Annotated in this window: 16 protein-coding genes; 9 read left to right on the forward strand and 7 right to left on the reverse strand. The window is 35.7% G+C overall.

Features of this window, described 5'->3' with window-relative positions; all coding sequences use genetic code 11:
- Nucleotides 1-115 precede the first annotated feature (115 nt).
- Nucleotides 116-1,051 (forward strand): cadherin repeat domain-containing protein, encoded by a 936-nt coding sequence (locus PK35_RS04210; RefSeq protein WP_044625438.1) that lies wholly within the window; start codon nt 116-118, stop codon nt 1,049-1,051.
- Nucleotides 1,052-1,554: 503 nt separating this feature from the next.
- On the opposite strand, the gene PK35_RS04215 is transcribed toward PK35_RS04210, so the two are convergent.
- The 3 genes from PK35_RS04215 to amaB all read right to left on the reverse strand — a co-directional run bounded on the left by PK35_RS04215 (nt 1,555) and on the right by amaB (nt 4,566).
- Nucleotides 1,555-2,088, reverse strand: a complete 534-nt coding sequence (locus PK35_RS04215) for a hypothetical protein (protein WP_131474391.1) — start codon at nt 2,086-2,088, stop codon at nt 1,555-1,557.
- A gap of 122 nt (nt 2,089-2,210) precedes the next feature.
- Entirely contained in the window at nt 2,211-2,918 is a 708-nt protein-coding gene (locus tag PK35_RS04220; RefSeq protein ID WP_131474392.1) for a hypothetical protein, read from the reverse strand.
- Nucleotides 2,919-3,012: 94 nt separating this feature from the next.
- On the reverse strand, nt 3,013-4,566 hold the full coding sequence (gene amaB / locus PK35_RS04225; protein ID WP_044625441.1) for an L-piperidine-6-carboxylate dehydrogenase: 1,554 nt from the start codon (nt 4,564-4,566) through the stop codon (nt 3,013-3,015).
- A gap of 119 nt (nt 4,567-4,685) precedes the next feature.
- On the opposite strand from amaB, the gene PK35_RS04230 reads away from it, so the two are divergent.
- From PK35_RS04230 to pbpC, 5 genes are all read left to right on the forward strand, one after another.
- Entirely contained in the window at nt 4,686-5,807 is a 1,122-nt protein-coding gene (locus tag PK35_RS04230; RefSeq protein ID WP_044625442.1) for an isoaspartyl peptidase/L-asparaginase family protein, read from the forward strand.
- A 122-nt stretch (nt 5,808-5,929) separates the two neighbouring features.
- Nucleotides 5,930-11,500, forward strand: coding sequence for an alpha-2-macroglobulin family protein (locus PK35_RS04235; RefSeq protein ID WP_044625443.1), 5,571 nt, complete (start codon nt 5,930-5,932; stop codon nt 11,498-11,500).
- Nucleotides 11,501-11,707: 207 nt separating this feature from the next.
- Entirely contained in the window at nt 11,708-12,049 is a 342-nt protein-coding gene (locus tag PK35_RS04240) for an antibiotic biosynthesis monooxygenase family protein (RefSeq protein WP_044625444.1), read from the forward strand.
- A gap of 184 nt (nt 12,050-12,233) precedes the next feature.
- Nucleotides 12,234-12,596 (forward strand): endonuclease domain-containing protein, encoded by a 363-nt coding sequence (locus tag PK35_RS04245; protein ID WP_044625445.1) that lies wholly within the window; start codon nt 12,234-12,236, stop codon nt 12,594-12,596.
- 165 nt (nt 12,597-12,761) lie between these two features.
- Nucleotides 12,762-15,113, forward strand: coding sequence for a penicillin-binding protein 1C (gene pbpC, locus PK35_RS04250; protein ID WP_044625446.1), 2,352 nt, complete (start codon nt 12,762-12,764; stop codon nt 15,111-15,113).
- A 2-nt stretch (nt 15,114-15,115) separates the two neighbouring features.
- Here pbpC and PK35_RS04255 read toward each other — a convergent pair whose 3' ends face one another.
- Both PK35_RS04255 and PK35_RS04260 read right to left on the reverse strand, forming a co-directional pair.
- The gene (locus tag PK35_RS04255; protein ID WP_044625447.1) at nt 15,116-15,664 is read right to left on the reverse strand and encodes a YciI family protein; all 549 of its coding nucleotides are present in this window, start codon (nt 15,662-15,664) and stop codon (nt 15,116-15,118) included.
- Nucleotides 15,665-15,666: 2 nt separating this feature from the next.
- Nucleotides 15,667-16,134: a CYTH domain-containing protein gene (locus tag PK35_RS04260; protein WP_044625448.1), complete on the reverse strand. Its 468-nt coding sequence runs from the start codon at nt 16,132-16,134 to the stop codon at nt 15,667-15,669.
- An 88-nt stretch (nt 16,135-16,222) separates the two neighbouring features.
- Between PK35_RS04260 and dinB the strand changes: the two genes are divergently transcribed.
- The 3 genes from dinB to PK35_RS04275 all read left to right on the forward strand — a co-directional run bounded on the left by dinB (nt 16,223) and on the right by PK35_RS04275 (nt 21,298).
- Nucleotides 16,223-17,320 (forward strand): DNA polymerase IV, encoded by a 1,098-nt coding sequence (gene dinB / locus PK35_RS04265; protein ID WP_044625449.1) that lies wholly within the window; start codon nt 16,223-16,225, stop codon nt 17,318-17,320.
- A 182-nt stretch (nt 17,321-17,502) separates the two neighbouring features.
- Nucleotides 17,503-19,923: a TonB-dependent receptor gene (locus tag PK35_RS04270; protein ID WP_082048521.1), complete on the forward strand. Its 2,421-nt coding sequence runs from the start codon at nt 17,503-17,505 to the stop codon at nt 19,921-19,923.
- 13 nt (nt 19,924-19,936) lie between these two features.
- Nucleotides 19,937-21,298, forward strand: coding sequence for a hypothetical protein (locus tag PK35_RS04275; protein ID WP_044625451.1), 1,362 nt, complete (start codon nt 19,937-19,939; stop codon nt 21,296-21,298).
- A 99-nt stretch (nt 21,299-21,397) separates the two neighbouring features.
- Here the strand turns inward: PK35_RS04275 and pyk are convergent, their stop codons facing one another.
- Nucleotides 21,398-22,834, reverse strand: a complete 1,437-nt coding sequence (gene pyk, locus PK35_RS04280) for a pyruvate kinase (RefSeq protein WP_044625452.1) — start codon at nt 22,832-22,834, stop codon at nt 21,398-21,400.
- A complete protein-coding gene (locus PK35_RS04285; RefSeq protein ID WP_044625453.1) occupies nt 22,834-23,319 on the reverse strand; it encodes an IPExxxVDY family protein in 486 nt (161 codons plus the stop codon). Before PK35_RS04285 ends, pyk begins: the two co-directional genes overlap by 1 nt.
- Nucleotides 23,320-23,339 lie beyond the last annotated feature (20 nt).

Below are 23,339 nucleotides of genomic sequence, written 5' to 3' on the forward strand. Positions count from 1 at the left end.
GGAAAATCACCCTTTTAAACCAAGTAAAACACCAAACAATATACGTGCTTTCACTCTTTACAAGCACACTATTATTGCATTGCTTTGTAACACTAAAAATAAATTTATAAAAGTTATGAAAGCAACGCACAAACTAAAGTTTATATTACCTACACTATTGTTAATTACAGTATTAGCTTGTAGTAAAGATGACGACAAAGCCGGTATAAACGTTCAAAATTTGATTACTAATTTTAATGAAAACCCAACAAATGGAGATGCCGTAGGCACGGTTCAAGCCGTTGGATCGGGCGCCTTAAGTTTTAGTATAACAAGCCAAACACCAACTGGCGCATTAAACATAAACCCAAGTACAGGCGCATTAACAGTTGCCAATGCAAGCCTTTTCGATTTTGAAACCAATCCCACCATTTCTGCTCAAGTTACAATTATAGATGTTTCAAATACCGAAACCGCTTCGGTTACCATTAATTTAAACGATTTAGATGATATTGAATCGTTTTTAAGCACCTCGAAAGCCAATTATACTGCAGCTTCTGCTGGCGAATGGATTGCCATTACCGAAACCGAATACAATGCGTTAGCTACAAACTTAAATAATGTAACAAAAGTGGCTACGAGTGATGCAGAGTATGATTATGATTTAGAAGTTGAAAGTAGTTCAACTGAATTTACTATTGCAAATAATAACGGACACACAATTCCGGTTTCCAGCTATATAATTGCATTTAAATTTCATGCCATAACAAACGGTAACACCAACAAAGTACTAATTTCAACTACCGATTTACTTGGGCCATATACTCAACTGGGCAATAATTTACCTGCCACTACAACAGGTGATCAATTTTATGTAATAAAAGGAAATAATACTGTTACCGAAGGTTACTTAGGTTTTTTTAATGCGACTCAAATGGGTTTTAAAAGAGTTCCAACATCAATTAGTTACGGTTTTCATTCTTCAGAATCATTAACATTAAACTCTGAAATATTTGATAATGCTCTTATTGTTTTATACCAAGGACTAAGTACCACACAAAAACAGTGGTAACTACAATATTTACAATTTGCTATTAATCAATTCTCAAAAAATCCTTGCTTGAAATGTGTTTTTAAGTGAGGGTTTTGCTTTTGAAAGTAACAGGTAGCAAGATTATAAAATATTCATATTGAAGTTAAAACATTTTGAATGTCCTAAAATGAAAGGGGTATTTTTAATAAAACCCAAATATTTACAACTTAACCTTTATTTAATCTTGAAAACATTTTTATTATTAAAAAAAAGTTGCATTTTTGTAGGGCTATTAATCTAATAAACCTTGTGCTCCAAATCGCTTTTTGAAACAGAGTCAAGGTTTTTTTATTATGTATAGTTGAAGGTTTAAACTTACAAACCACACTTTCTTCATGAGAAATTTTAACAGCAATCCAATTTCATCGCCACTTCAACACAACTATTACTAGTTACATTACGCGTAATTATAACTAGACCTACTTAGCGCTACATTTAAAATAAAAAGCAATGGTTCTTTTGCCTTTTAAAAAAAATAATTTCTAAAAAAAACTCTTATTACCAATATAAAATTTAACACCAAAAGAAACACTATGGTATTGTATGCTTTTAAACTGGTCTTGAAATTCTGGTGCAGTTTTAATTTCGGTTTTATCGCTTCTAAAAGCATAGCCTGCAAAAATATAAAATGGCCCCGAAACCTTATAGCTTAAATGCGTGCCTAACATAACAAAACGTGCATTATCCACCTGATATACATTAGACGAATTACTTAATATATTTTTATATCGCGACTCACCAAATGGTACAAAACTTAAACCGAGTCTTAACTTTTCTTGAATTGGAAATTCGTATCCCACTTGAAAATACCCAAACGTAACACTAGACCTACTGTAATTTCCAGTGTACTCTGGTTGTGAGACATCTAATCCTGAAACTCCTAAAAATCCACCTATAAAAAAATTGTTATACAAAAATAATTGTACGCCGCCTTCAATACCAGATTTTCCTGTGGTAGCCTTACCAATGTTACTGCTATTTGTTGGGTTTGGCAACACCCAATTTGTAGTGAGCACAAATGTTTTTTGATTATTTTTTAAAGAAGAATTAATATCCTTTTCAGTATTTCCTTGGTTATTTTGGCCCCTTATTTTACAACAAAAAAGTACGAGAACAATTACAATAAACTTTTTCATTTTTAGTACGTAAAATTAAATTCTTGATTAACCGAATTAACCGCAATAATTTGTTGCTCTTCAGGTTGTCCATTTATCGAATAAATAAATACAATACTACTTCCAAGTAATGTATTTACTCCTGAAGATTCATTAGGGTAATCGTCGTTTAAAACACGACTAAAGATCTCATTTTTATAGCATTGGCTTTGTTGGTTATTTAAAACAGCCTTATCATAAACTTCTAAACAATAATCGGAGGTGTACTCAAATGCGTAATGCAATTCGTTTCCCAATCCGCTTGTACGTTCAATTTTAAAATTAAATGTAGCTTTTGGGTGTAAAGTAACTGTTCCTAAGTTTATGGTAAAATCATCTGGAATATAATCTTCTGTGTTATTGGTGTAATAATAGGAGGTATACTGATCGTTTTTATAAATTTCGATAGCAAAATCTTCATCTTGATCGTATAATGAAATCACCGAAAAATCACCATTGGTATCACTAAAATCGCTTCCTAAACAAAATTTTTCGTACGACGGCGCTGGATATAAAAAATACCCACTTCCTCTTTGGGTATATACTTTAATTTCGGCATCGGGAATTGGGTTACCTTCGTGATTTTCTACGTCTCCTTTCACCAATAGTCGAGTATCATCTAAAAAACGATATTGACAACCTAAAAGTAAAATAGTAAAAACTATTACCGCAATTTTAAAATTTGGTTTCATAAAAAATCCCATTTACACCATACAGATGAGCAAAAAGCGCGATGGTTGCGTTAAAAAATGAGAATTTTAATGCTATTCAAATTTCAAAAACACCTTATAAATCGAATTTTATACCCTGTGCCAAAGGTAATTCTGTGGTATAATTAATGGTATTTGTTTGGCGTCTCATGTACACTTTCCAAGCATCGCTACCCGACTCACGACCACCACCCGTTTCTTTTTCGCCACCAAAAGCACCGCCTATTTCTGCGCCAGACGTACCAATATTAACATTGGCTATACCGCAATCGGATCCTGAATGGCTTAAAAAACGCTCTGCTTCACGTAAATTATTTGTCATAATTGCAGACGACAACCCTTGCGCCACACCATTCTGTATTTCTATGGCATTTTCAACATCGCCAGAATATTTTAACAAATACAACACTGGAGCAAAGGTTTCATGTTGTACAATCTCAAAATCGTTTTTAGCTTCGGCAATGGCAGGTTTTACGTAACACCCGCTTTCGTAACCAGCACCCGAAAGTACACCACCTTCAACCGCTATAGTTCCTCCTTCGGCAACGACCTTTTCAAGTGCCTTTTCGTACATTTTTACGGCATCTTGATCTATTAACGGCCCAACGTGATTGGTTTCATCTAAAGGATTTCCTATTTTTAATTGTTTGTAAGCATCAACAATAGCCTGTTTTACCTTATCGTAAATGCTTTCGTGAATAATTAAACGGCGTGTCGATGTACAACGTTGTCCTGCTGTTCCAACAGCGCCAAAAACAGCACCAATTACAGTCATTTTTATATCGGCATCAGGTGTTACAATAATAGCATTGTTACCACCCAATTCTAACAAACTTTTTCCTAAACGACCTGCCACTTCTTGAGCTACAATTTTTCCCATACGGGTAGATCCTGTTGCCGAAACTAACGGAATTCGAGTATCTTTCGTTATAAACTCACCAACTTCGTAATTTCCATTTACCATACACGAAATACCTTCTGGCAAATTATTTTCTGCAAACACTTCCGCAGCAATATTTTGACAAGCCACACCACAAAGCGGTGTTTTTTCGCTTGGTTTCCAAATACAAACATTGCCACAAACCCAAGCCAAAGCCGTATTCCAGCTCCACACAGCTACTGGAAAATTAAACGCTGAAATAATTCCAACAACACCTAACGGATGATACTGTTCGTACATTCTGTGTCCAGGCCTTTCGGAATGCATGGTTAAACCGTGTAGTTGCCTAGACAAACCAACGGCAAAATCGCAGATATCAATCATTTCTTGAACTTCACCCAAACCTTCTTGATAACTTTTACCCATTTCATAAGACACTAACTTACCTAAAGCAGCTTTCTTTTCACGCAATTTATTACCAAACTGCCTAACAATTTCACCGCGCTGTGGTGCCGGCATAGTACGCCAAGTTTTAAAAGCTTTGGTAGCCGTTTCTATAACACTGTTATAATCTGATTTGGTAGCCGATTTAACTTTAGCAATTAATTGGCCATCTACTGGCGAATAGCTTTCAATAAGTTTGCCTTCAGAAAAGTTATTTTTTCCTGTTGATGCACCTTCGTTTACCGCCTTAATATCTAAAACCTTAAGTGTATTTTCTATTCCAAATTGCGTTGCTACAGCTTCCATATTTATCAAATTTTTACTTTAAATGAAATTCTTTACGAATATACTATTTTAAAGTCGGTTTTATTAAAGTTTAATATGGATAAAACTGTTAACTTTATACTCAAATAAAATCACTAATAATGAAAAAAATTACGGTAATTGTTCTTAGTTTGTTTCTGTTTTATGGATGTAAAAAGAACGATAAACTTATCGATTCTGAAATTAAAGAAGAGCGCATCTATAAATCGGATGAAACCAGAAAAGCTAATGAAGAGTTACAAAATTTAAAAATTGTAAACAGAGATGATTCAAAAGAAAACTTCTCAATCGTTATTCACGGTGGTGCCGGATACATTAATCCAGATAACTTAACGCCCGAAAAAGAAAACGAATACCAACAAAAACTTACCGAAGCCATTACCGTTGGTTATAATATTCTAAAAAATGGCGGAACAAGTTTAGATGCCGTACAACAAACCATTAATATTTTAGAAGATTCTCCGCTTTTTAACGCTGGTAAAGGTGCTGTTTTTACACATGAAAATTACAACGAACACGACGCTTCTATTATGGACGGTAAAACCTTAAACGCCGGGGCATCTTCTGGCACCCGAATTGTAAAAAACCCTATTAATTTGGCTCGTGCGGTTATGGATAAATCACCTCACGTGATGCTTTCTGATCGTGGTGCCGAAACATTTGCCAAAGAACAAAACTTAGAGATTGTAGACCCAAGTTATTTTACAACCGAAAGCAGATTAAAAGCTCTGGAACGCGTAAAAAATTCAGAAAAAAACAAAGTTTCTGCTTTCTATGACGACACCATAAAGGATTCAAAATTTGGAACCGTTGGTTGCGCTGCTCTCGATAAACATGGCAATTTAGCCGCAGGAACCTCAACTGGTGGTATGACTAACAAACGTTGGGGACGCATTGGCGATTCGCCCATTATTGGCGCTGGAACCTATGCTAACAACAATACTTGCGCGGTTTCGAGTACAGGTTGGGGCGAATATTTTATTCGCGGTATGGTGGCTTACGATATTTCAGCACTTATGGAATATAAAAACCTCAGTTTAAAAGAAGCGGCAAACATTGTAATTCAAGAAAAGCTATCTAAACTAGGCGACGGTAAAGGCAACGGCGGTATTGTAGCTGTAGACAAAAACGGAAATATGGTTATGGAATTTAACACACCAGGCATGTTTAGAGCCAGTATGAACGACAAAGGCGAACTTTACGTAGCCATGTTTAAAAACTAATTATTTAAGAGCATTTTAACAACACCCAACAAAATAAACCCTAAAACTTAAACGTAATTTAATTAACAAGAAAACACTCTCGCTTTCTTTTTAAGTAAATTCATTTTTTAAACCATCAATCTATGCCATTAAGAAAACTTATGGCTATTGTTGCCATTTTTACAATAGCTGCATCGTGTAAAAAGAAAGAAGTAGAAACCGATAACCTATTTAAATTTAGAGATTATATTAGCTACACCTCATCGGGGTATACTTCGGTAGCAGAACCTATTCAAATTAATTTAGCTAACGATGTTGATGGTTGGGAAATGGGACAAGAAATTAACGATAATATCGTATCTATTTCACCACACGCCGAAGGTAAACTTACCGTTGCCAATAAGCACACCCTTATTTTCACGCCAGATGAACCTCTAGATCCTGCAACCGAGTACACCGTTACGGTTAAACTGGGCAGCATTTATAATGATATTCCTAGCGAGTTCAAAAATTACACTTTTCAGTTTAAAACCATCACGCCAAATTTTAGCATTGTTACCAACAACTTACAGTCGTATAGCAAAAATTGGCAATATTTAGGTTCGGTGTTACGTTCGGCAGATGTAATTACTTTAGAGGATGCCAAAAAACTTGTTGAAGCATCACAAAGCGGAAAAAACCTAGCTATTGTTTTTAATGAAGGCAACACAAAATCTAAAGTTTTTGAATTTAAAATTGATAGCATAAACCGTAAAATTGAAGACAGCGAAATTCTTGTAAAATGGAATGGTAGCGCTATAAAAGCAAATAACAAAGGCGAACAAAAAATACTTATTCCTGGAAAAAATAATTTTACAATTGTTGATGTAGATGTTATTCAAGCACCAGAACAATTCCTATCCATTAATTTTTCCGATCCTTTAAAAAAACAGCAGAATTTTGACGGATTAGTTACTATTCAAAAGGTAAAAAATCCAAAATATATTGTTGATGGCAACGTACTAAAAGTTTATCCAGACAGTAAATTAGTTGGAAATATTCAAGTTGATGTTTTTCAAGGTATCGCTAACGATGAAGGTTACAAACTAAAAAAGCCATTTTCAGAAAGCATTTCTTTCGAAGAACTTAAACCACAAGTTCGTTTAATAAGTAACGGTACTATTTTGCCTAATTCACAAGAATTAAAATTCAATTTTGAAGCGGTTAATTTAAGTGCTGTTGATGTTAGAATTATCAAGATTTTTGAAGATAACATCCTTCAATTTCTACAAGACAATAACCTAAACAGCAATAGCAATCACAGTATTCGAAAAGTAGGGCGCAGAATAGCGAAACAAACCATTCAATTGCAAACCGCTACCGAAAACACCGGCAAATGGAAAGCTTACAGTATCGATTTATCGCAATATTTTAAAGCTGATGCTGGAGCCATTTACCGTGTAGAATTAAGTTACAACAAAAACTATTCGCTATACGATTGTTCGGCAAATACGTCAACATCTAATGCAGATGATTATGATGATTACTACTACGGGGACGACTATTATTACAATGGCGATTACAACGAAACACTCACCGAAGACGAAGAATTAAAAGAAGAACAATACTGGGATAATTTAACCTACAGATATCGCGATTACACATACAACTGGCGTGAGCGCGAAAACCCATGTCACGATGCGTATTACAACGAAGATCGCATTGTTGCTCAGAATTTACTAGCTTCAAACTTAGGTGTTATTGCAAAACAAGGCACCAACAATTCTTACTATTTTGCGGTAACCAATATTTTAACCACAAATCCTGAAGCCAATGCTTCTGTGGCTTTATATAACTATCAGCAACAAGAAATTGCATCTTTATTCACCGATCAAGATGGCTTACTTACCATCGATGCCGACAAGCATGCCGCCTTTGCCATTGTAACCAAAGGCGACAATAAAAGCTATGTAAAATTAGCCGATGGCAACTCGCTTTCGTTAAGTAAATTCGATGTTTCTGGAAACAAATTACAACGCGGCTTAAAAGGCTATATTTATGGCGAACGCGGCGTTTGGCGACCTGGAGACACTTTGCACTTAACATTCATGCTAAACGATGTGGCTAATAAATTACCAAAAGGACATCCTGTAAAAATGGAAATAACTGATCCTAATGGTAAATTAGTTTATAAAAATGTAACCACAGACAACCTTAACAATTTTTACACCTTTACCGTACCAACATCGCAAGACGATAAAACCGGAAATTACAATGCTAAGGTATCGGTTGGTGGCGCCACATTTAACAAGGATCTAAAAATTGAAACCATTAAACCAAACCGACTAAAAATTAAAGTCGATTTTGAAAACGATATTTTAACCAGCAACGAACCTCTAAACGGAACCTTAGATGTAAAATGGTTACACGGCGCTGCTGGAAAAAATCTAAAAGCTGAAATCAAGGCAAAATTTAGCACTTCGTATACCGGATTTGAAAACTACAACAATTACGTATTTACCGATCCGACGCGCCAATTTCAAGCCGAAGAAGTTAACGTTTTTGATGGCAAAGTAGATGCCGACGGTTTGGCAAACATCAACTCAAAAATAACCGTTAAGAAAAATGCTCCAGGCATGCTAAACGTACAATTTTTAGTGCGTGCATTCGAAAATGGTGGCGATTTTTCAATGGATGCATTCACCAAAAAGTATGCACCTTACGAATCTTTTGTTGGTTTAAAATCTCCTAAAGGAAACGCCTACGGCTCATTTTACACAGACGAAAATCAAACGTTCGATGTGGTTGTAGTCGACAAAGACGGCAAACCTATAAAACGAAATAACTTAGAAGTTAAAGTTTATAAAATTGAATGGCGTTGGTGGTGGAATTCTTCTTACGACAACCTATCGAGCTACGTTTCTAGCAGCTACCACAGACCCTACTTAGACAAAAAAGTAAATACCGATGCCAACGGAAAAGGCTCATTCAGTATTAAAATTCCAGACAACGAACGCGGACGCTACCTCATTAGAGTTATCGATCCTAAAAGTGGTCATGCTACTGGACGAACCGCTTATTTTTACAAAAACTGGTGGAAAAAAGCCCCTTCGAGCGATAAAGAAGCGGCAAAAATGTTAGTATTTTCAGCCGATAGAGAACAATACAATGTTGGCGAAACGGCAAAAATCACCTTCAATTCTGGCAACGAAGGTCGTGCCTTAGTCAGTATAGAAAACGGCACCGAAGTACTCGATTACAAGTGGGTAAAAACTCAAAAAGGTGAAACGGTTGTCGATGTGCCAATCACCAATTTAATGGCTCCAAATGTGTTTGTGAATATTTCGTTACTACAACCGCATGCTATTTCGGCAAACGATTTACCAATTCGTTTGTATGGCGTTATTCCTATTATAGTCGACGATCCTAACACCAAACTGGAGCCGCAAATAAAAATGCCAGACGTGTTAAAACCAGAACAAGAATTCAAAGTTTCGGTATCAGAGAAAAACAAAAAAGCAATGACTTACACTATCGCTATGGTAGAAGAAGGCTTGCTCGATTTAACGCGCTTTAAAACACCTAATGCTTGGGATGAATTTTACAAGCGTGAAGCTTTAGGCGTAAAGACCTGGGATATTTTCGATGATGTTATTGGCGCTTATTCTGGTAGTATAGACCAAGTGTTCGCAATTGGTGGTGATGGCAGTGCCTTAGCAGGAAAAAACAAAAAAGTCAACCGCTTTAAACCTGTGGTTACCGTTTTAGGGCCGTTTACTTTAAAAGCAGGCGAAAATAAGACCCACAGCATAAAATTACCAAACTACATTGGTTCGGTTCGTACGATGGTAATTGCCGGAGATAACAACAATGAAGCCTACGGAAGCACCGATAAAACCGTACCAGTAAAAAAACCATTAATGGTGTTAGCATCGCTTCCGCGGAAATTAAGCCCAGGTGAAAAAGTAACTTTACCGGTAACTGTTTTTGCCATGGAGAACAAAGTGAAAAATGTTAACATCAATTTGAAACTAAGCAACGGCATCTCCATTGTTGGCGAGCAAACCAAACGTTTAAACTTTGCTAAACCCGATGAGCAAATGGCGTATTTTGAGTTAGATGTTAGCAAAGCAAAAGGCATAAATACCATTGAAGTTGTTGCCACTGGAAATGGTGAAAAATCGACCTACAAAGTTGAATTAGATGTGGTAAACCCAAACCCAATAACTTCAAAAGCCATCGATAAAACTTTAGAAGCAAAAGCGTCTGGATCTATAGATTTTTCAACCTTTGGTGTAGCAGGAACTAATGGTGCCACGGTAGAATTTTCAACCTTACCACCAATGGACTTTACACGCAGATTAGAATACTTAATTCAGTATCCACATGGTTGTGTAGAGCAAACCACATCTGCTATTTTTCCGCAGTTATTCTTAAGTGACATTTTCGATTTAACGTTCGATAAAAAGAAAAACATCCAAACCAACATTGAAAATGGCATTAAAAAATTAGCACATTTTCAGCAACCAAATGGTGGATTAAGCTATTGGATGGGCGAGAATTCAGCCAACGATTGGGGTACCAGTTACGCAGGTCATTTCATGATTGAAGCTGAAAAGAAAGGCTATGTATTACCGTTAACTTTTAAAAGTAACTGGCTAAACTATCAAAAACAAGCGGCTCGCGATTGGAGACCAAGCTATAGAACTTACAACTCCGATTTAGCACAAGCCTACCGTTTATACACCTTAGCATTAGCTGGAAATGCCGATTTAGCAAGTATGAACCGCTTACGTGAGTTTACCGAAATCTCGAACGAAGCCAAATGGCGATTAGCTGCAGCCTATGCACTTGCAGGGCAAAAAGAAGCTAGTGAAGCCATTACAAAAACGGCGAATATTCATTTTCAAGCGCCGCAGTATAACTATTATACTTATGGTTCTATCGATAGAAATCGTGCGATGGCTTTAGAGACTATGGTTTTAACCAAAAATCCAAAACAACGTGAACTGGCGCAATACATTGCCAAAGAATTGTCTGGAAATAATTGGATGAGTACACAAACCACGGCTTACAGTTTATTAGCGATGGCAAAAATGGTAGACACAAACGGCGGAAAAGCCTTAAACATAAGCTACACCAACAATGGTAATACCGAAACCATCAACACTAAAAGTGCTATTGCACAACGCGAACTCAACGTTATTGATGGCTCTAATACGCTTTCGTTTACCAATAACATTGATAATGTGGTGTATGTGCGCGTTTTAAATTCTGGAAAATTGCCTTTAGGTGAAGAAATTGTAGAACAACGCGGACTGAGCGTTACTGTACAATACAAAGATTTAAAAGGCAATAAAATTGATATTTCTAAACTGCAACAAGGTCAAGATTTTGTAGCAACTGTGAGCGTAAGTAATCTTAAAAATGAAAACGTAAACGATGTGGCTTTAACGCAAATTTTCCCTTCAGGTTGGGAAATTGTAAACACCCGTTTCACCGATTTTGGAAGCTCTACCACAAGTCAAGCGCGTTTTACAGATATTAGAGACGACCGTGTTAACTTCTATTTCGATTTAGGCAAAAAAGGAAAACAAGGCACTAAAACATTCAATGTTATGCTAAATGCATCGTATTTAGGAACCTATTATTTACCAGGAATTCAAGCCGAAGCCATGTATGATAATGAGCATTTAGTAAGAACCAAAGGACAATGGATAACTGTTGAGAAATAGCTTAAAAATATCACCTCGTCTTCTGTTTTCCTTAAAAACTGAAGCCACTCCTCTTTCAATGATGAGAGTCGAATGGTGTAACGCATATTAATGATAATTGTAAATTTCGATAATAAACGCAACCAACTCCTTCCCTTTTAGGGAAGGTGGATTTGATTTCAAAAGAGAAATCAAAGACAGAAGGGTATAACAAAATTAAAAACACAAATGAATACACCATACTATGCCGTAATTTTCACCTCAACTCAAAAAGATAATATTGAAGGTTACTCTGAAATGGCAGAAAAAATGGAAGCGCTTGCCAAAAAACAAGATGGCTTTTTAGGAATGGATAGCGCAAGAAACAACACTTCAACTGCGCTCAGTGCAGGCTTAGGAATTACAGTGAGCTATTGGGAAAGTCTTGAAGCTATAAAAAACTGGAAATTAAAAACCGAACATTTAATAGCGCAGCAAAAAGGAAGACAAAATTGGTACAGTTGGTATAATGTGAAAATTTGTAAAGTAGAGCGTGAGTATGAATTCCTGCAAAATCAGGAATCTCTGTGAACCACCTCGACTTTAGTTTCTATACTGAAACTAAAGCCACTCCTCCTTACAAGGAGGAGAGTTGAGCAGAAAAAAACAAAAATTAAGGATTTAAAACCAAGCTAACAAATAAGCCCAACTCCTTCCCTTATAGGGAAGGTGTCACGAAGTGACGGAAGGGTTTTAGGGTTTCGAAATACACACTATGAAAAACAATATCCACAACCGTAAATATTTAGAAGAACGCAGAAAAGAACTTCGAAAAAGCCTTACACCCGCTGAAGCAACTTTATGGAAAGCACTTCAACGAAAACAACTTAAAGGCAGAAAATTTAGAAGACAACACAGCATCACCAATTATATTGTGGATTTTTACTGTGCTTCGGAAAAATTAATCATTGAACTGGGTGGCGCGTATCATATGAGTTTTGCCCAACAAAACTATGATTACGAACGTACACAAGTTTTAGAAGGGCTAAGATTTAAAGTAATTCGATTTGAAAATAAATTAGTTTTTGAAAACCTAACTGAAGTTTTGGAGGAAATAAGTAGTCATTTTAAAGCGTAAGAACCACCTCGCTTTCAATTTCTTTATTGAAATTGAAACCACTCCTCCTTACAAAGGAGGAGAGTTAAACAGATAATAGTATGAACTAACGAACAAAGAAACAGGGTTTAAATCCAAGTAAGGGTTTAAAGTCGGAAGGGTGAATTAGGAAGTGGTAAAAATTAAATGAACAGAATATTCAATTACATAAAAAACAACAAAATAAAATGCACAGTCGTTTTTGTGTTGCTCATTGCTTATTTTTTCTGTTTACCAAAACAACTCTTTACAGACCCAACCGCAACGGTAGTTACCAGTAGAAATGATGAATTATTAGGCGCACAAATTGCAAAAGATGGGCAATGGCGATTTCCTCATAACGATAGTATTCCAGAAAAATTTAAAACGTGTATCCTTCAGTTTGAAGACGAATATTTCTACAAGCATCCTGGTTTTAATCCGGTTTCTATTCTTAAAGCTTTACGCGAAAATCTAAAATCCGATGGTATAAAACGTGGGGGAAGCACCATTACACAACAAGTGATTCGTTTATCCAGAAAAGGAAAAAACCGAACCTATTTTGAAAAAGCGATTGAAATTATTCTGGCAACACGGTTGGAGTTTCGCGCATCGAAAGAAAAAATCCTCTCGTATTACAGCAGTAACGCACCTTTTGGAGGCAACGTTATAGGTTTAGATGCAGCCTCGTGGCGCTATTTTAATAGAAATTCTAATGAGCTTTCATGGGCAGAAAGTGCAACTCTTGCTGTGCTTCCCAATGCACCCAGTTTAATTTATCCTGGCAAAAATCAAGACCATTTGTTAAACAAACGTAACCGACTTTTAGCCAAACTGCTTCAAAATAAAATTATCGATTCATTAACTTATAACTTATCTGTCGCCGAGGGTTTACCGCAAAAACCCTATCCGTTACCTCAAATTGCACCGCATTTATTGCAAAAAGTTGCTCAAAATTATTCAGGAAAACATATCAAAACATCTATTAGTACATCATTACAACAACAAGTCAATCGTATTGTAAAACGACATTATAATCAATTAAGTCAGAATGAAATTTACAACGCCGCTGTTTTAATTTTAGATGTACAAACAAGACAAGTTTTAGCTTATGTGGGCAATACGCCAACCAATAAAGCACACCAAAAAGATGTGGATATTATTGATAAACCCAGAAGTACTGGTAGCATTTTAAAACCCTTTTTATACGCCGCCATGTTAGATGCTGGCGATATTTTACCCAACACTTTGGTAGCCGATGTACCCACGCAATTTGGCAGTTACAACCCAGAAAATTACAACAAAACCTACGATGGCGCGGTGCCTGCAAGTAGGGCGTTGGCGCGTTCGCTAAATGTACCTTCGGTTAGAATGCTTCAAGAATTTGGGTTAGACCGATTTCATCATTACTTAAAAACGCTTCAGCTTAAAGATTTAAAATATAATGCCAATCATTACGGATTATCGCTCATTCTTGGTGGTGCCGAAAGCAACCTTTGGGATTTGTGCAAAAGTTATGCTGCGCTGTCTTCAACCTTAAATCATTTTTCCGAAACATCGAGCGAATATTTTACCAATGAGTTTTGTGAACCAACCTTTTTAGCTTCGGAAACGATTAATTTTGGAAAAAAAACGAGCGAAAAAACACTGTTTGATGCCGGTTCTATTTACCTCACCTACGAAAGTTTAAAAGAAGTAAACCGACCCGAAGGCGATGAAAACTGGGAGTTTTTTGATGGATCGAAACAAATTGCTTGGAAAACGGGTACAAGTTTTGGTTTTCGCGATGCTTGGGCTGTTGGCAGCACTACAGATTATGTAGTTGGCGTTTGGGTTGGAAATGCCGATGGCGAAGGCAGACCTGGACTGGTAGGCGTGCAAGCAGCAGCTCCTATTTTGTTTGATGTTTTTGATGTGCTACCCAACAGCACATGGTTTGCTAAACCTTATGATGAAATGCAAGAAGTTACCATTTGTAAAAAAAGCGGCCATAGAGCGTCACCGAATTGCGATGATACCGAAAACACATTCATTCAAATTAGCGGATTGAAAACCAAACCTTGTCCGTATCATGTGTTGGTGCATTTGGATAACACCCAGACGTTTCAAGTAAATTCATCCTGCGAAAGCACAAGTAACATTACACATAAATCCTGGTTTGTTTTACCGCCTTTAATGGCCTATTATTACAAAACTAAAAATCCGTTTTACAAACCGTTGCCCAAATTTAGAAGCGATTGCTTAGGTGAAAACAACATTTCTATGGCGTTTATTTATCCGAAGGAAAATAACAGCATTTTTTTACCCAAAGATTTTGATGGCAACACCAACGATTTGGTTCTTAAATTAGCCCACTCAAAACCTGAAACCAAGGTGTTTTGGTATGTAGACGACAATTATATTGGCAGCACAAAAGATATTCATGAGCTTGCCATTATTCCGGAAACGGGAAAACATATAATTACCGTTGTAGATGAATTTGGTAATGAGGCCAAACGAGGTTTTACGATTACCGAATAATGTTATCGCAATGGAAACCCTTTAGCAGCCCACCACGGATGAATTTCAATTTCCAAACGCCCTGCTTTAACCATAGGATCTGATTTTGCTAAACTATCGGCCATTTTTAAGGTTGGCACATTATAAATGGTAATACCTCGTATATCGCCATCGTCTCCAAAAGGACCAGAAATATCGGCATAACCTAAATCGTACATTTTTTGTAAATGTGCTAAATGTTCTTTTTGTAAATCGGCAGCTTCTTCTTCATTTTGTCCGCGAATAGGTCCGCGTTTTAAAAAGGCCATGAAATATTGCTGCATTAAAACGGTATCTTTTGTGGTCTCATCAACATAATCAAAGGTTTTAAAACCCTTGGTTTCCAACTCCTTTTTTAAATCGGCCACCGACAACTTTACAGGCAGCTCTTCTATTTCACTAATAGGTTCTACTATAGAATCTTCAACAATGTCCTTAACATCGTTTTCTAAATCTTGCACAGGTGTTTTCGGTTCGTCTTTACAAGCTATAAAAGCTATTAAAACTATAAATAAGCATACTATTTTTTTCATGACTACCATGTTTTGTAAGGATTATTACTTAGTTGAGAATTGTAATATTTGGCATCTCCTGTCACTTCTTCTCCTAACCATAAAGGTTTTTCGAAAGTCTCATTTTCGGCATTTAATTCCACTTCAGCAACGATTAAACCTTCGTTTTCGCCAAAAAACTCATCTACTTCAAATGTATGGTTTTTAACTTTTACTTCATAGCGAATCTTATCTATAATTCCTGGTTCACAAAGATTTAATAAGGCTTCAGCTTCGGGTTTACTAATTTCTTTTTCCCATTCAAACCGAGACAATCCATTTGCCGTTGAAGCACCTTTTACGGTTAAAAACCCCAAATCGCCTTTTATACGTACGCGAACAGCACGCTCTTTATGCGAATTTAAATATCCTTGAATAAGTCGTGTTTGTTTGAATGCTTCAGATTTAAACGCTTCAGATTTCACTAAAAACTTACGCTCTATTTCTATCATAATTTATGAGTTTTCTATTTAACAAAATGTGAATCCTAAAACCATCCCGATTATGTTTTCTTATTCAAAATTAGCATAATTTTGTTGTATGAGTGCCAATTTCCCAATCCGAAAAATTATTCATGTTGATATGGATGCGTTTTACGCTTCCGTAGAGCAAATGGATAATCCAGATTTAAAAGGAAAAGCCATTGCAGTTGGTGGCGGCGGCAAACGTGGTGTTATTAGTGCGGCAAGTTACGAGGCACGTAAATTTGGTGTAAAAAGTGCCATGTCTGGTAATTTGGCGGCTAAATTGTGTCCGGATTTAATTTTTGTGCGTCCACGTTTTGATAGGTATACCGAAATTTCAAAAAAAATTAGAAGCATTTTTTACGATTACACCGATTTAGTTGAACCTCTTTCTTTGGATGAAGCTTACCTAGACGTTACAAAAAACAAAAAAGGCAACCCAAGTGCTTCTTTAATTGCTGAAGCCATTCGAGCGCGTATTTTAAAAGAGGTTGGATTAACTGCTTCCGCTGGCATATCAATCAATAAATTTATCGCTAAAGTCGCTAGTGACTATAATAAACCTAACGGACAAAAAACGGTTAATCCAGAAGAAGTCATTGATTTTCTTGAAAGTTTAGATATTAAGAAGTTTTACGGCATCGGTAAGGTTACTGCCGAAAAAATGTACCAAAAAGGCATTTTTACTGGTTTAGATTTAAAGCAAAAGTCTATTGAGTTTTTAGAAACACATTTTGGTAAATCTGGGGCCTATTATTATCATGTGGTTCGTGGCATTCATAATAGCGAAGTTAAACCAAATCGCATTCGCAAAAGTTTGGCGGCCGAACGCACGTTTAGCGAAAACTTATCGAGCGAAGTATTTATGCTTGAAAAATTAGAGCATATTGCAAGCGAAGTATCACGTCGTTTACACAAAAGTAATGTTGCTGGGAAAACGGTAACACTAAAGATTAAGTACAGCGATTTTACGTTACAAACGCGCAGTAAAACGCTACCCTATTTTGTAAATGATAAAGCTATAATTCTTGATGCTGCAAAAGACTTATTGTATCAAGAAAAACTACAAAATTCAGTTAGGCTTTTGGGTATTTCAATTTCTAACCTTAATACCGACACCAAAGCAAAGCCAGAACAAAAAACGGTTAGCATGCAGTTAAAATTTGAATTTTAATTTATTATGCCACATAGCACTTACATTTTTTCTATCAAATAAAACGCCCTAATCAAAATTTCACAATAAAATCATCTGGAATTTGATGTATTTCTAAAACCGATATTTTTTTTCCCAAAATCATTATTTTTATTTGTATTAAGTCTAAATAAGCTTATTTTTGCTGCAAAATTGTAAATATTTTGTTAAAGAAATTAGTCCTTTTAGCTTCATTGTGTGCCACAGCATTTGGTTTTTCCCAATCAGGAACACTATCTGGTTATATTTTATTTGATAATAACAAACCCGCATTGGGTGCTTCAATAGTTATTGAAGGGGCATCATTAAAAAAAGAGGCTTCAGCAGGAGTTAACGGTGAGTTTATATTTAAAAATATACCTTATGGTAACTACACGTTAATTACAAGTTCCCTTAATGCTAAAAGCAACACTAAACAAATTAGTATAAACTCAAAAAGTAAATCGGTTAATATTGTTTTAGAATTAACAAGCTATCAAGATTTACAAGAGGTCGTTGTAGAAACCAAAACCGAAAAGCGCCAAATAGAAGATGAAGGCTTTGCGGTAAATGTAATAGAAACTAAAGAAGCAAGTGTTAGAAACATACAAACTAATGAGCTATTAAACACATCGGTTGGTGTAAAACTGAGACAAAATGGTGGATTAGGATCTCGAGTAGAGTATAGTTTAAATGGTTTAACAGGCAGTTCGGTGCGAATTTTTATAAATGGTATCCCTATTTCAATTTACGGTTCTTCGTTTAGTTTAAATAGTATTCCGCCATCTATGATTGAACGTATTGAGGTTTATAAAGGCGTCGTACCAGGCCATTTAGCTGATGATGCATTAGGCGGTGCTATAAACATTGTGCTACATGATACTACAACTTCAAACTTTAACGCCTCGGTTTCTTACGGATCGTTTAACACTTTGCAAACTAGTATAAATGGATTATACCGTGCCGAAAAATCAGGATTCACTGTAAAAGCCTCAGGGTTTCACAACTATTCAGATAACGACTATAAAATTTCTGGCGGACAAGTAAAAGTTACTGGATTAGGTGGTGTACAAACCCCAATTACCGCAAGACGTTTTAACGATGCCTACCGCTCTACTGGTGGTACGGCCGAAATTGGCTTTACAAACGTTAGATGGGCAGATCAATTTTTTGTTGGTGTTACAGGATCTGATGATTACAAAGAAATACAACATGGTGCTTTTGTTACCATTATGCCTTATAAGGATCGTTTTAGAGAGTCAGATGTTCTTTTAGGCAATCTTACCTATCAAAAGAAAGACTTATTTACCGAAGGTTTAGATGTTAATATAATTGGATCTTATGGTAAACGCAACCAAGTAACTAGCGATACTTTAGCTTGGGCTTATAGCTGGAATGGAGAAAGAGCCATAGATTTTAGGGGAGACGAATACCAATACTCTTGGGGGTCGCAACAAGAAAAAACAGAATATGGACCAGTTGAAAATCATATTACTCGTAACGTTGCTTCTATTAGAACTGGCATTTCTTATGAAATTAACAATAATCATAAATTTTTATTTAATCATTTTTATAGTAATCTTGATAGAAAAGATCGTAACGAATACGCATCTTCAACCGAAAATGCATTTACGGGAACCCGCGATTTACACAAAAACATTTACTCGCTTACTTACGAACTTACAGCCTTCGATAAGAAACTTAAAACCAGTACTTTTGTTAAATTCTATCAGCAAAAAAGAATTAGTAAAGATCCCGAAATTCAACAGGACGATCAAGGCAAGGACATTATAGTAGATGAGATTGTAAGTAGTAACAAAAAATATACAGGTTATGGTTTTGCAGGTTCGTATGCCATAATTCCTGAGGTTACACTTTTAGCTTCGGCCGAAAAAGCCATTCGTTTACCTAACGAAACCGAAGTTTTTGGTAACGATGGCGATAACGTAATACCTAACCCATTTATTAACCCAGAAAGTAGTAATAATTACAATTTAGGCTTTCGTTTTGGGGCATTTCATATAAACAAGCATGAGTTTACAATTTCTACAAATTTATTTACTCGAAATATAAAACAACGCATTGGATTACCTATTGAGCGCGTTCCAGACGAAGAACTTATTCTTTACGAAAATCAAGGCGACGGCACATCAAAAGGCATTGAAGCAACCTTAAATTATAGTTATAATAAACGTTTAAGATTTAACTATAATATCACAAAATTAAACTTAAAAGTAATTAATCGTGGTGTAGAAATAGATGTGCCTAATACACCGTTTTTTACCATGAATGCCGGTTTAAATTATAATTTAAAAAATGTTTTCTTAAAAAACAGCAATCTAAACCTATTTTACTCGGCATATTTTACCGAAACCTTTTCGTATTTACCGCCACAAGGGAACAATACTACTGGTGCCGAATTTTTTGAAGTGCCAAGACAAGTTGCTCAAGATTTTGGGCTTTCGTACAATTTCCCTAACAACAAATTTGTGCTAAGTTTCGATGCTAAAAATCTTTTTGATAAACCGCTTTACGACAATTTAAGAGTACCAAAACCAGGTAGAGCCTTCTATTTAAAACTTAATTATTTCATTAATAAATTCTAAAAACAACTATAACATGAAAAATCAATTTTTCAACCTAAAAACCATATCATTAGCATTAAGTGCTTTAGTACTTACTGTTAGCTGTAGCGAAGACAATACAAATCCTACCGAAGAAGAAAAACAAGAAGAAAGCCGTTGGATAACTGTTGCTGCTGCCAAAATGGGTGATAACCCTGGTGATGGAAACGGAGGTACTTTAATTTATGCCTTAAGTAGTGATGATGCAAAAGACGAAACCAAGTCTATAGCACCATTTGATAATGGTTTTATTGTACCATCAAACCGTACGGCGCGTTTACAAGCATCAGAAGATGGAAACACTATTTTTAATATTAGTTATGCTGGTGATACTGGTGGAAACTATTCAAAATATACGGTTAATGGTGGGCAAAACTTTACTGCAACAGGATCGGAAGTAAGTATTGCTCCTTACGTAGGTTCTGCTCCACGTTGGATTAAATTATTCGATGGTGATAAAACAGGTGCTGCCGTTTACGTATCTACCGAACACCAATTTAATGATAACGGTACTCCAGATGATGACACAGATGATGTTTATACACGCACCGAAGCTACAATGGGTATTGTAACCTTAGATTTAGAAAACTCATTAATTAAAAACTTTGAAGAATCTAGCGTAACTTTAACAGCCGAAGAAGAAGCTCAAGGATATTATATTTCTAGAATTGATATGCCTACACTAAATGCAGCTGGCGATAAATTATACATTGGTGCGCGTTTAAGCAAAGTAGATCCTGCTACTGCCGAAAGAGATAATGATTACGAAATTTTAGGAGCAAAAACTATTGTTTTAGATTACCCTTCTTTATTAAACCCTACCGTAATTAGTTCAAGTATTGGTTATGGAAACACTAACGGTTACCGTAGTATTAACTCATTCTTATACAACGGAAGTGTTTATCAAGCTAATCAAGGTGATTCTAACGGTTCTCACATCTTAAAAATTGATTCGAGTAATGCTTACGATAACTCATATGATTTTAGTTTAGATACTGCATTAGGTGTTACAGGAGCTTATGTTTTAGCTTGGAGACCAGCTGCAAACGGTAAGGCAGTTTTAGCTTACCGTCACGATGGTTCTCAAGATGGTATTTCTGGAAGACCAGAATCATATTTTGCCTTAATAGATTTAGAAGCTAAAACGGCTACTAAGTTAGAAGGTATTCCTTATGAAGTAGATATGGAAATGTTCCAATACCAAAGCTACGCAGTTAACGGAAGCGACATTTATTTAACCGCCGCTCCTGTTGGTAAAAACGGTAATATTTACGTTGTAGATACTGAAACTGGTGATGTAACAAAAGGAGCAGAATTAGTAAATGTTGATGGAAGTCACTTTATTGGAGCTTGGTAAAATATAAAGCATAACCACAATTGCTATATCAACAAAAAGGCTGTCTTAATTGTAAAGACAGCCTTTTTTTATGCTTTAAATATTTAGAATTAAATTTAATTAATCCTTAGTAATTTCTCTAACACGTAGTGTGTTTACCATACCTTTTTCTTGAATTGGCATAGAGGCTAAACTAATAACCATATCACCTTTTTGAACATAACCTTGCTCCTTTGCAATGCGATTAATATCTCCAACCGTTTCATCGGTGCTTACAAAGCTATCGTAATAAAAAGCTTTAACTCCCCAAAGTAAACTTAAACGTGTTAAAATACGCTTGTTTGATGTAAATACTAAAATATGGCACGATGGTCTCCAAGCCGAAATTTGAAACGCGGTATAACCACTATTAGTTAATGTAGAAATAGCCGTAGCGTCAATTTCGTTGGCCATTATAGCCGCATGGTAACAAATAGATTTTGTAATAAAACGATTGGTACGAATATGCGGTGGTAATTGCGGTACTTTTATTAATTCAGAATCTTCAACATTCTTTAAAATACTCGCCATTTTTTGAATAACCTGCACAGGATACTTTCCTACCGAAGTTTCACCAGAAAGCATTACCGCATCGGCACCATCCATAACCGAGTTTGCAACGTCGTTTACTTCTGCTCTAGTTGGTGTTAAACTAGTAATCATGGTTTCCATCATTTGCGTTGCAATAATTACTGGAATTCTTGCTTTTTTAGCACGAAGTACTAATTCTTTTTGAATTAATGGCACTTCTTCTGCAGGAACTTCAACACCTAAATCACCACGCGCTACCATTAAACCATCGCAATGGGCTACAATTTTATCGATGTTTTCAACCGCTTCTGGTTTTTCAATTTTAGCAACAATAGGAATTTTGTAATCGCTATGTTTTTCAATTAAATCACTTAATTGTTTTAAATCTTCTGCATGGCGAACAAACGACAAAGCAATCCAATCTACATTTTGACTGATAGCAAAAATGGCATCATCTATATCCTTTTTTGTTAAAGCAGGTTGCGAAATGTTTGTATTAGGTAAGTTAACTCCTTTTTTAGATTTTAATGGTCCACCTTGAATAACCTTTGCTTTTACTTCGCTTTTTTGGTCGGTCGATACCACTTCAAAAATTAATTTTCCGTCATCTAAAAGAATACGTTCTCCTGGTTTAGCATCTTGCGGGAAACTTTTATAAGTCATATAAACACGTTCCTTTGTGCCCTCAAAACGCTCGCCTGTAGCAAAAACTATTTCGTCGCCTGGATTTACTACCACTTCTTCCTTCATCACACCTACACGCAGTTTTGGCCCTTGTAAATCGGCTAAAATAGCGGCAGTGTAACCATACTCTTCGTTAAGCTCACGAATCATTTTAATGCGCTCGGTTACATCGCTGTAATTGGCGTGCGAAAAATTTATTCTAAATACATTTACACCAGCTTCTAGCATACCTTTTAATACATCTTTGGTACTTGTTGCTGGCCCTAATGTGGCTACTATTTTTGTTTTTTTATTGATTGACATTAGCTAAATATTAAATGTTCTTTGGTTTTTACTTGGTTAGCGCTTAAACTATAAGCTGTTGCTATTTGCGCAATGTTTAAAATATTATTTAGCAATAATTTTTGCTTGTTATTACTAAACTCAAAATCTATTTTTAAAAAATAGTTTACGCTTTTATGTTCGGGTAATAAAAAACTGGTTTTTATTACTTTTTGGTTGTTACTAAATAATGAATTTACATCAACTTCTTGAACCGCTTCGGTTTTACAAATATTTGAAACCAAATGCCATGACACTTGTTGTTTTTCATCATCCCAATGATAAATTGGGTAAGTAATGACGCCTTTATTAAATTTTAAATCTGATTTTTTCCGCGTAAGTGATATCCCTAAATTTTTATTTAAAAGATAGGCCAAACGGTAATCTTCTAAATTACAATGTATAGCTATTAGAGTATATTCTGCCTCGGCAAAATCGTCATCTAAAATAAGTTTGTGAACAGCCATAACTTATTATTAAACTTGGT

It is taken from the genome of Neotamlana nanhaiensis (assembly GCF_000943555.1).
Lineage (GTDB): Bacteria > Bacteroidota > Bacteroidia > Flavobacteriales > Flavobacteriaceae > Neotamlana > Neotamlana nanhaiensis.

Excerpts from the sequence above, each read along its gene's own strand:
- PK35_RS04220 (WP_131474392.1), bottom strand. The coding sequence starts at position 2,918 with ATGAAACCAAATTTTAAAATTGCGGTAATAGTTTTTACTATTTTACTT.
- dinB (WP_044625449.1), top strand. The coding sequence starts at position 16,223 with ATGAGTGCCAATTTCCCAATCCGAAAAATTATTCATGTTGATATGGAT.
- PK35_RS04285 (WP_044625453.1), bottom strand. The coding sequence starts at position 23,319 with ATGGCTGTTCACAAACTTATTTTAGATGACGATTTTGCCGAGGCAGAA.
- amaB (WP_044625441.1), bottom strand. The coding sequence starts at position 4,566 with ATGGAAGCTGTAGCAACGCAATTTGGAATAGAAAATACACTTAAGGTT.
- PK35_RS04245 (WP_044625445.1), top strand. The coding sequence starts at position 12,234 with ATGAAAAACAATATCCACAACCGTAAATATTTAGAAGAACGCAGAAAA.
- pbpC (WP_044625446.1), top strand. The coding sequence starts at position 12,762 with ATGAACAGAATATTCAATTACATAAAAAACAACAAAATAAAATGCACA.
- PK35_RS04235 (WP_044625443.1), top strand. The coding sequence starts at position 5,930 with ATGCCATTAAGAAAACTTATGGCTATTGTTGCCATTTTTACAATAGCT.
- PK35_RS04255 (WP_044625447.1), bottom strand. The coding sequence starts at position 15,664 with ATGAAAAAAATAGTATGCTTATTTATAGTTTTAATAGCTTTTATAGCT.
- PK35_RS04240 (WP_044625444.1), top strand. The coding sequence starts at position 11,708 with ATGAATACACCATACTATGCCGTAATTTTCACCTCAACTCAAAAAGAT.
- PK35_RS04230 (WP_044625442.1), top strand. The coding sequence starts at position 4,686 with ATGAAAAAAATTACGGTAATTGTTCTTAGTTTGTTTCTGTTTTATGGA.
- PK35_RS04275 (WP_044625451.1), top strand. The coding sequence starts at position 19,937 with ATGAAAAATCAATTTTTCAACCTAAAAACCATATCATTAGCATTAAGT.
- PK35_RS04260 (WP_044625448.1), bottom strand. The coding sequence starts at position 16,134 with ATGATAGAAATAGAGCGTAAGTTTTTAGTGAAATCTGAAGCGTTTAAA.
- PK35_RS04210 (WP_044625438.1), top strand. The coding sequence starts at position 116 with ATGAAAGCAACGCACAAACTAAAGTTTATATTACCTACACTATTGTTA.
- pyk (WP_044625452.1), bottom strand. The coding sequence starts at position 22,834 with ATGTCAATCAATAAAAAAACAAAAATAGTAGCCACATTAGGGCCAGCA.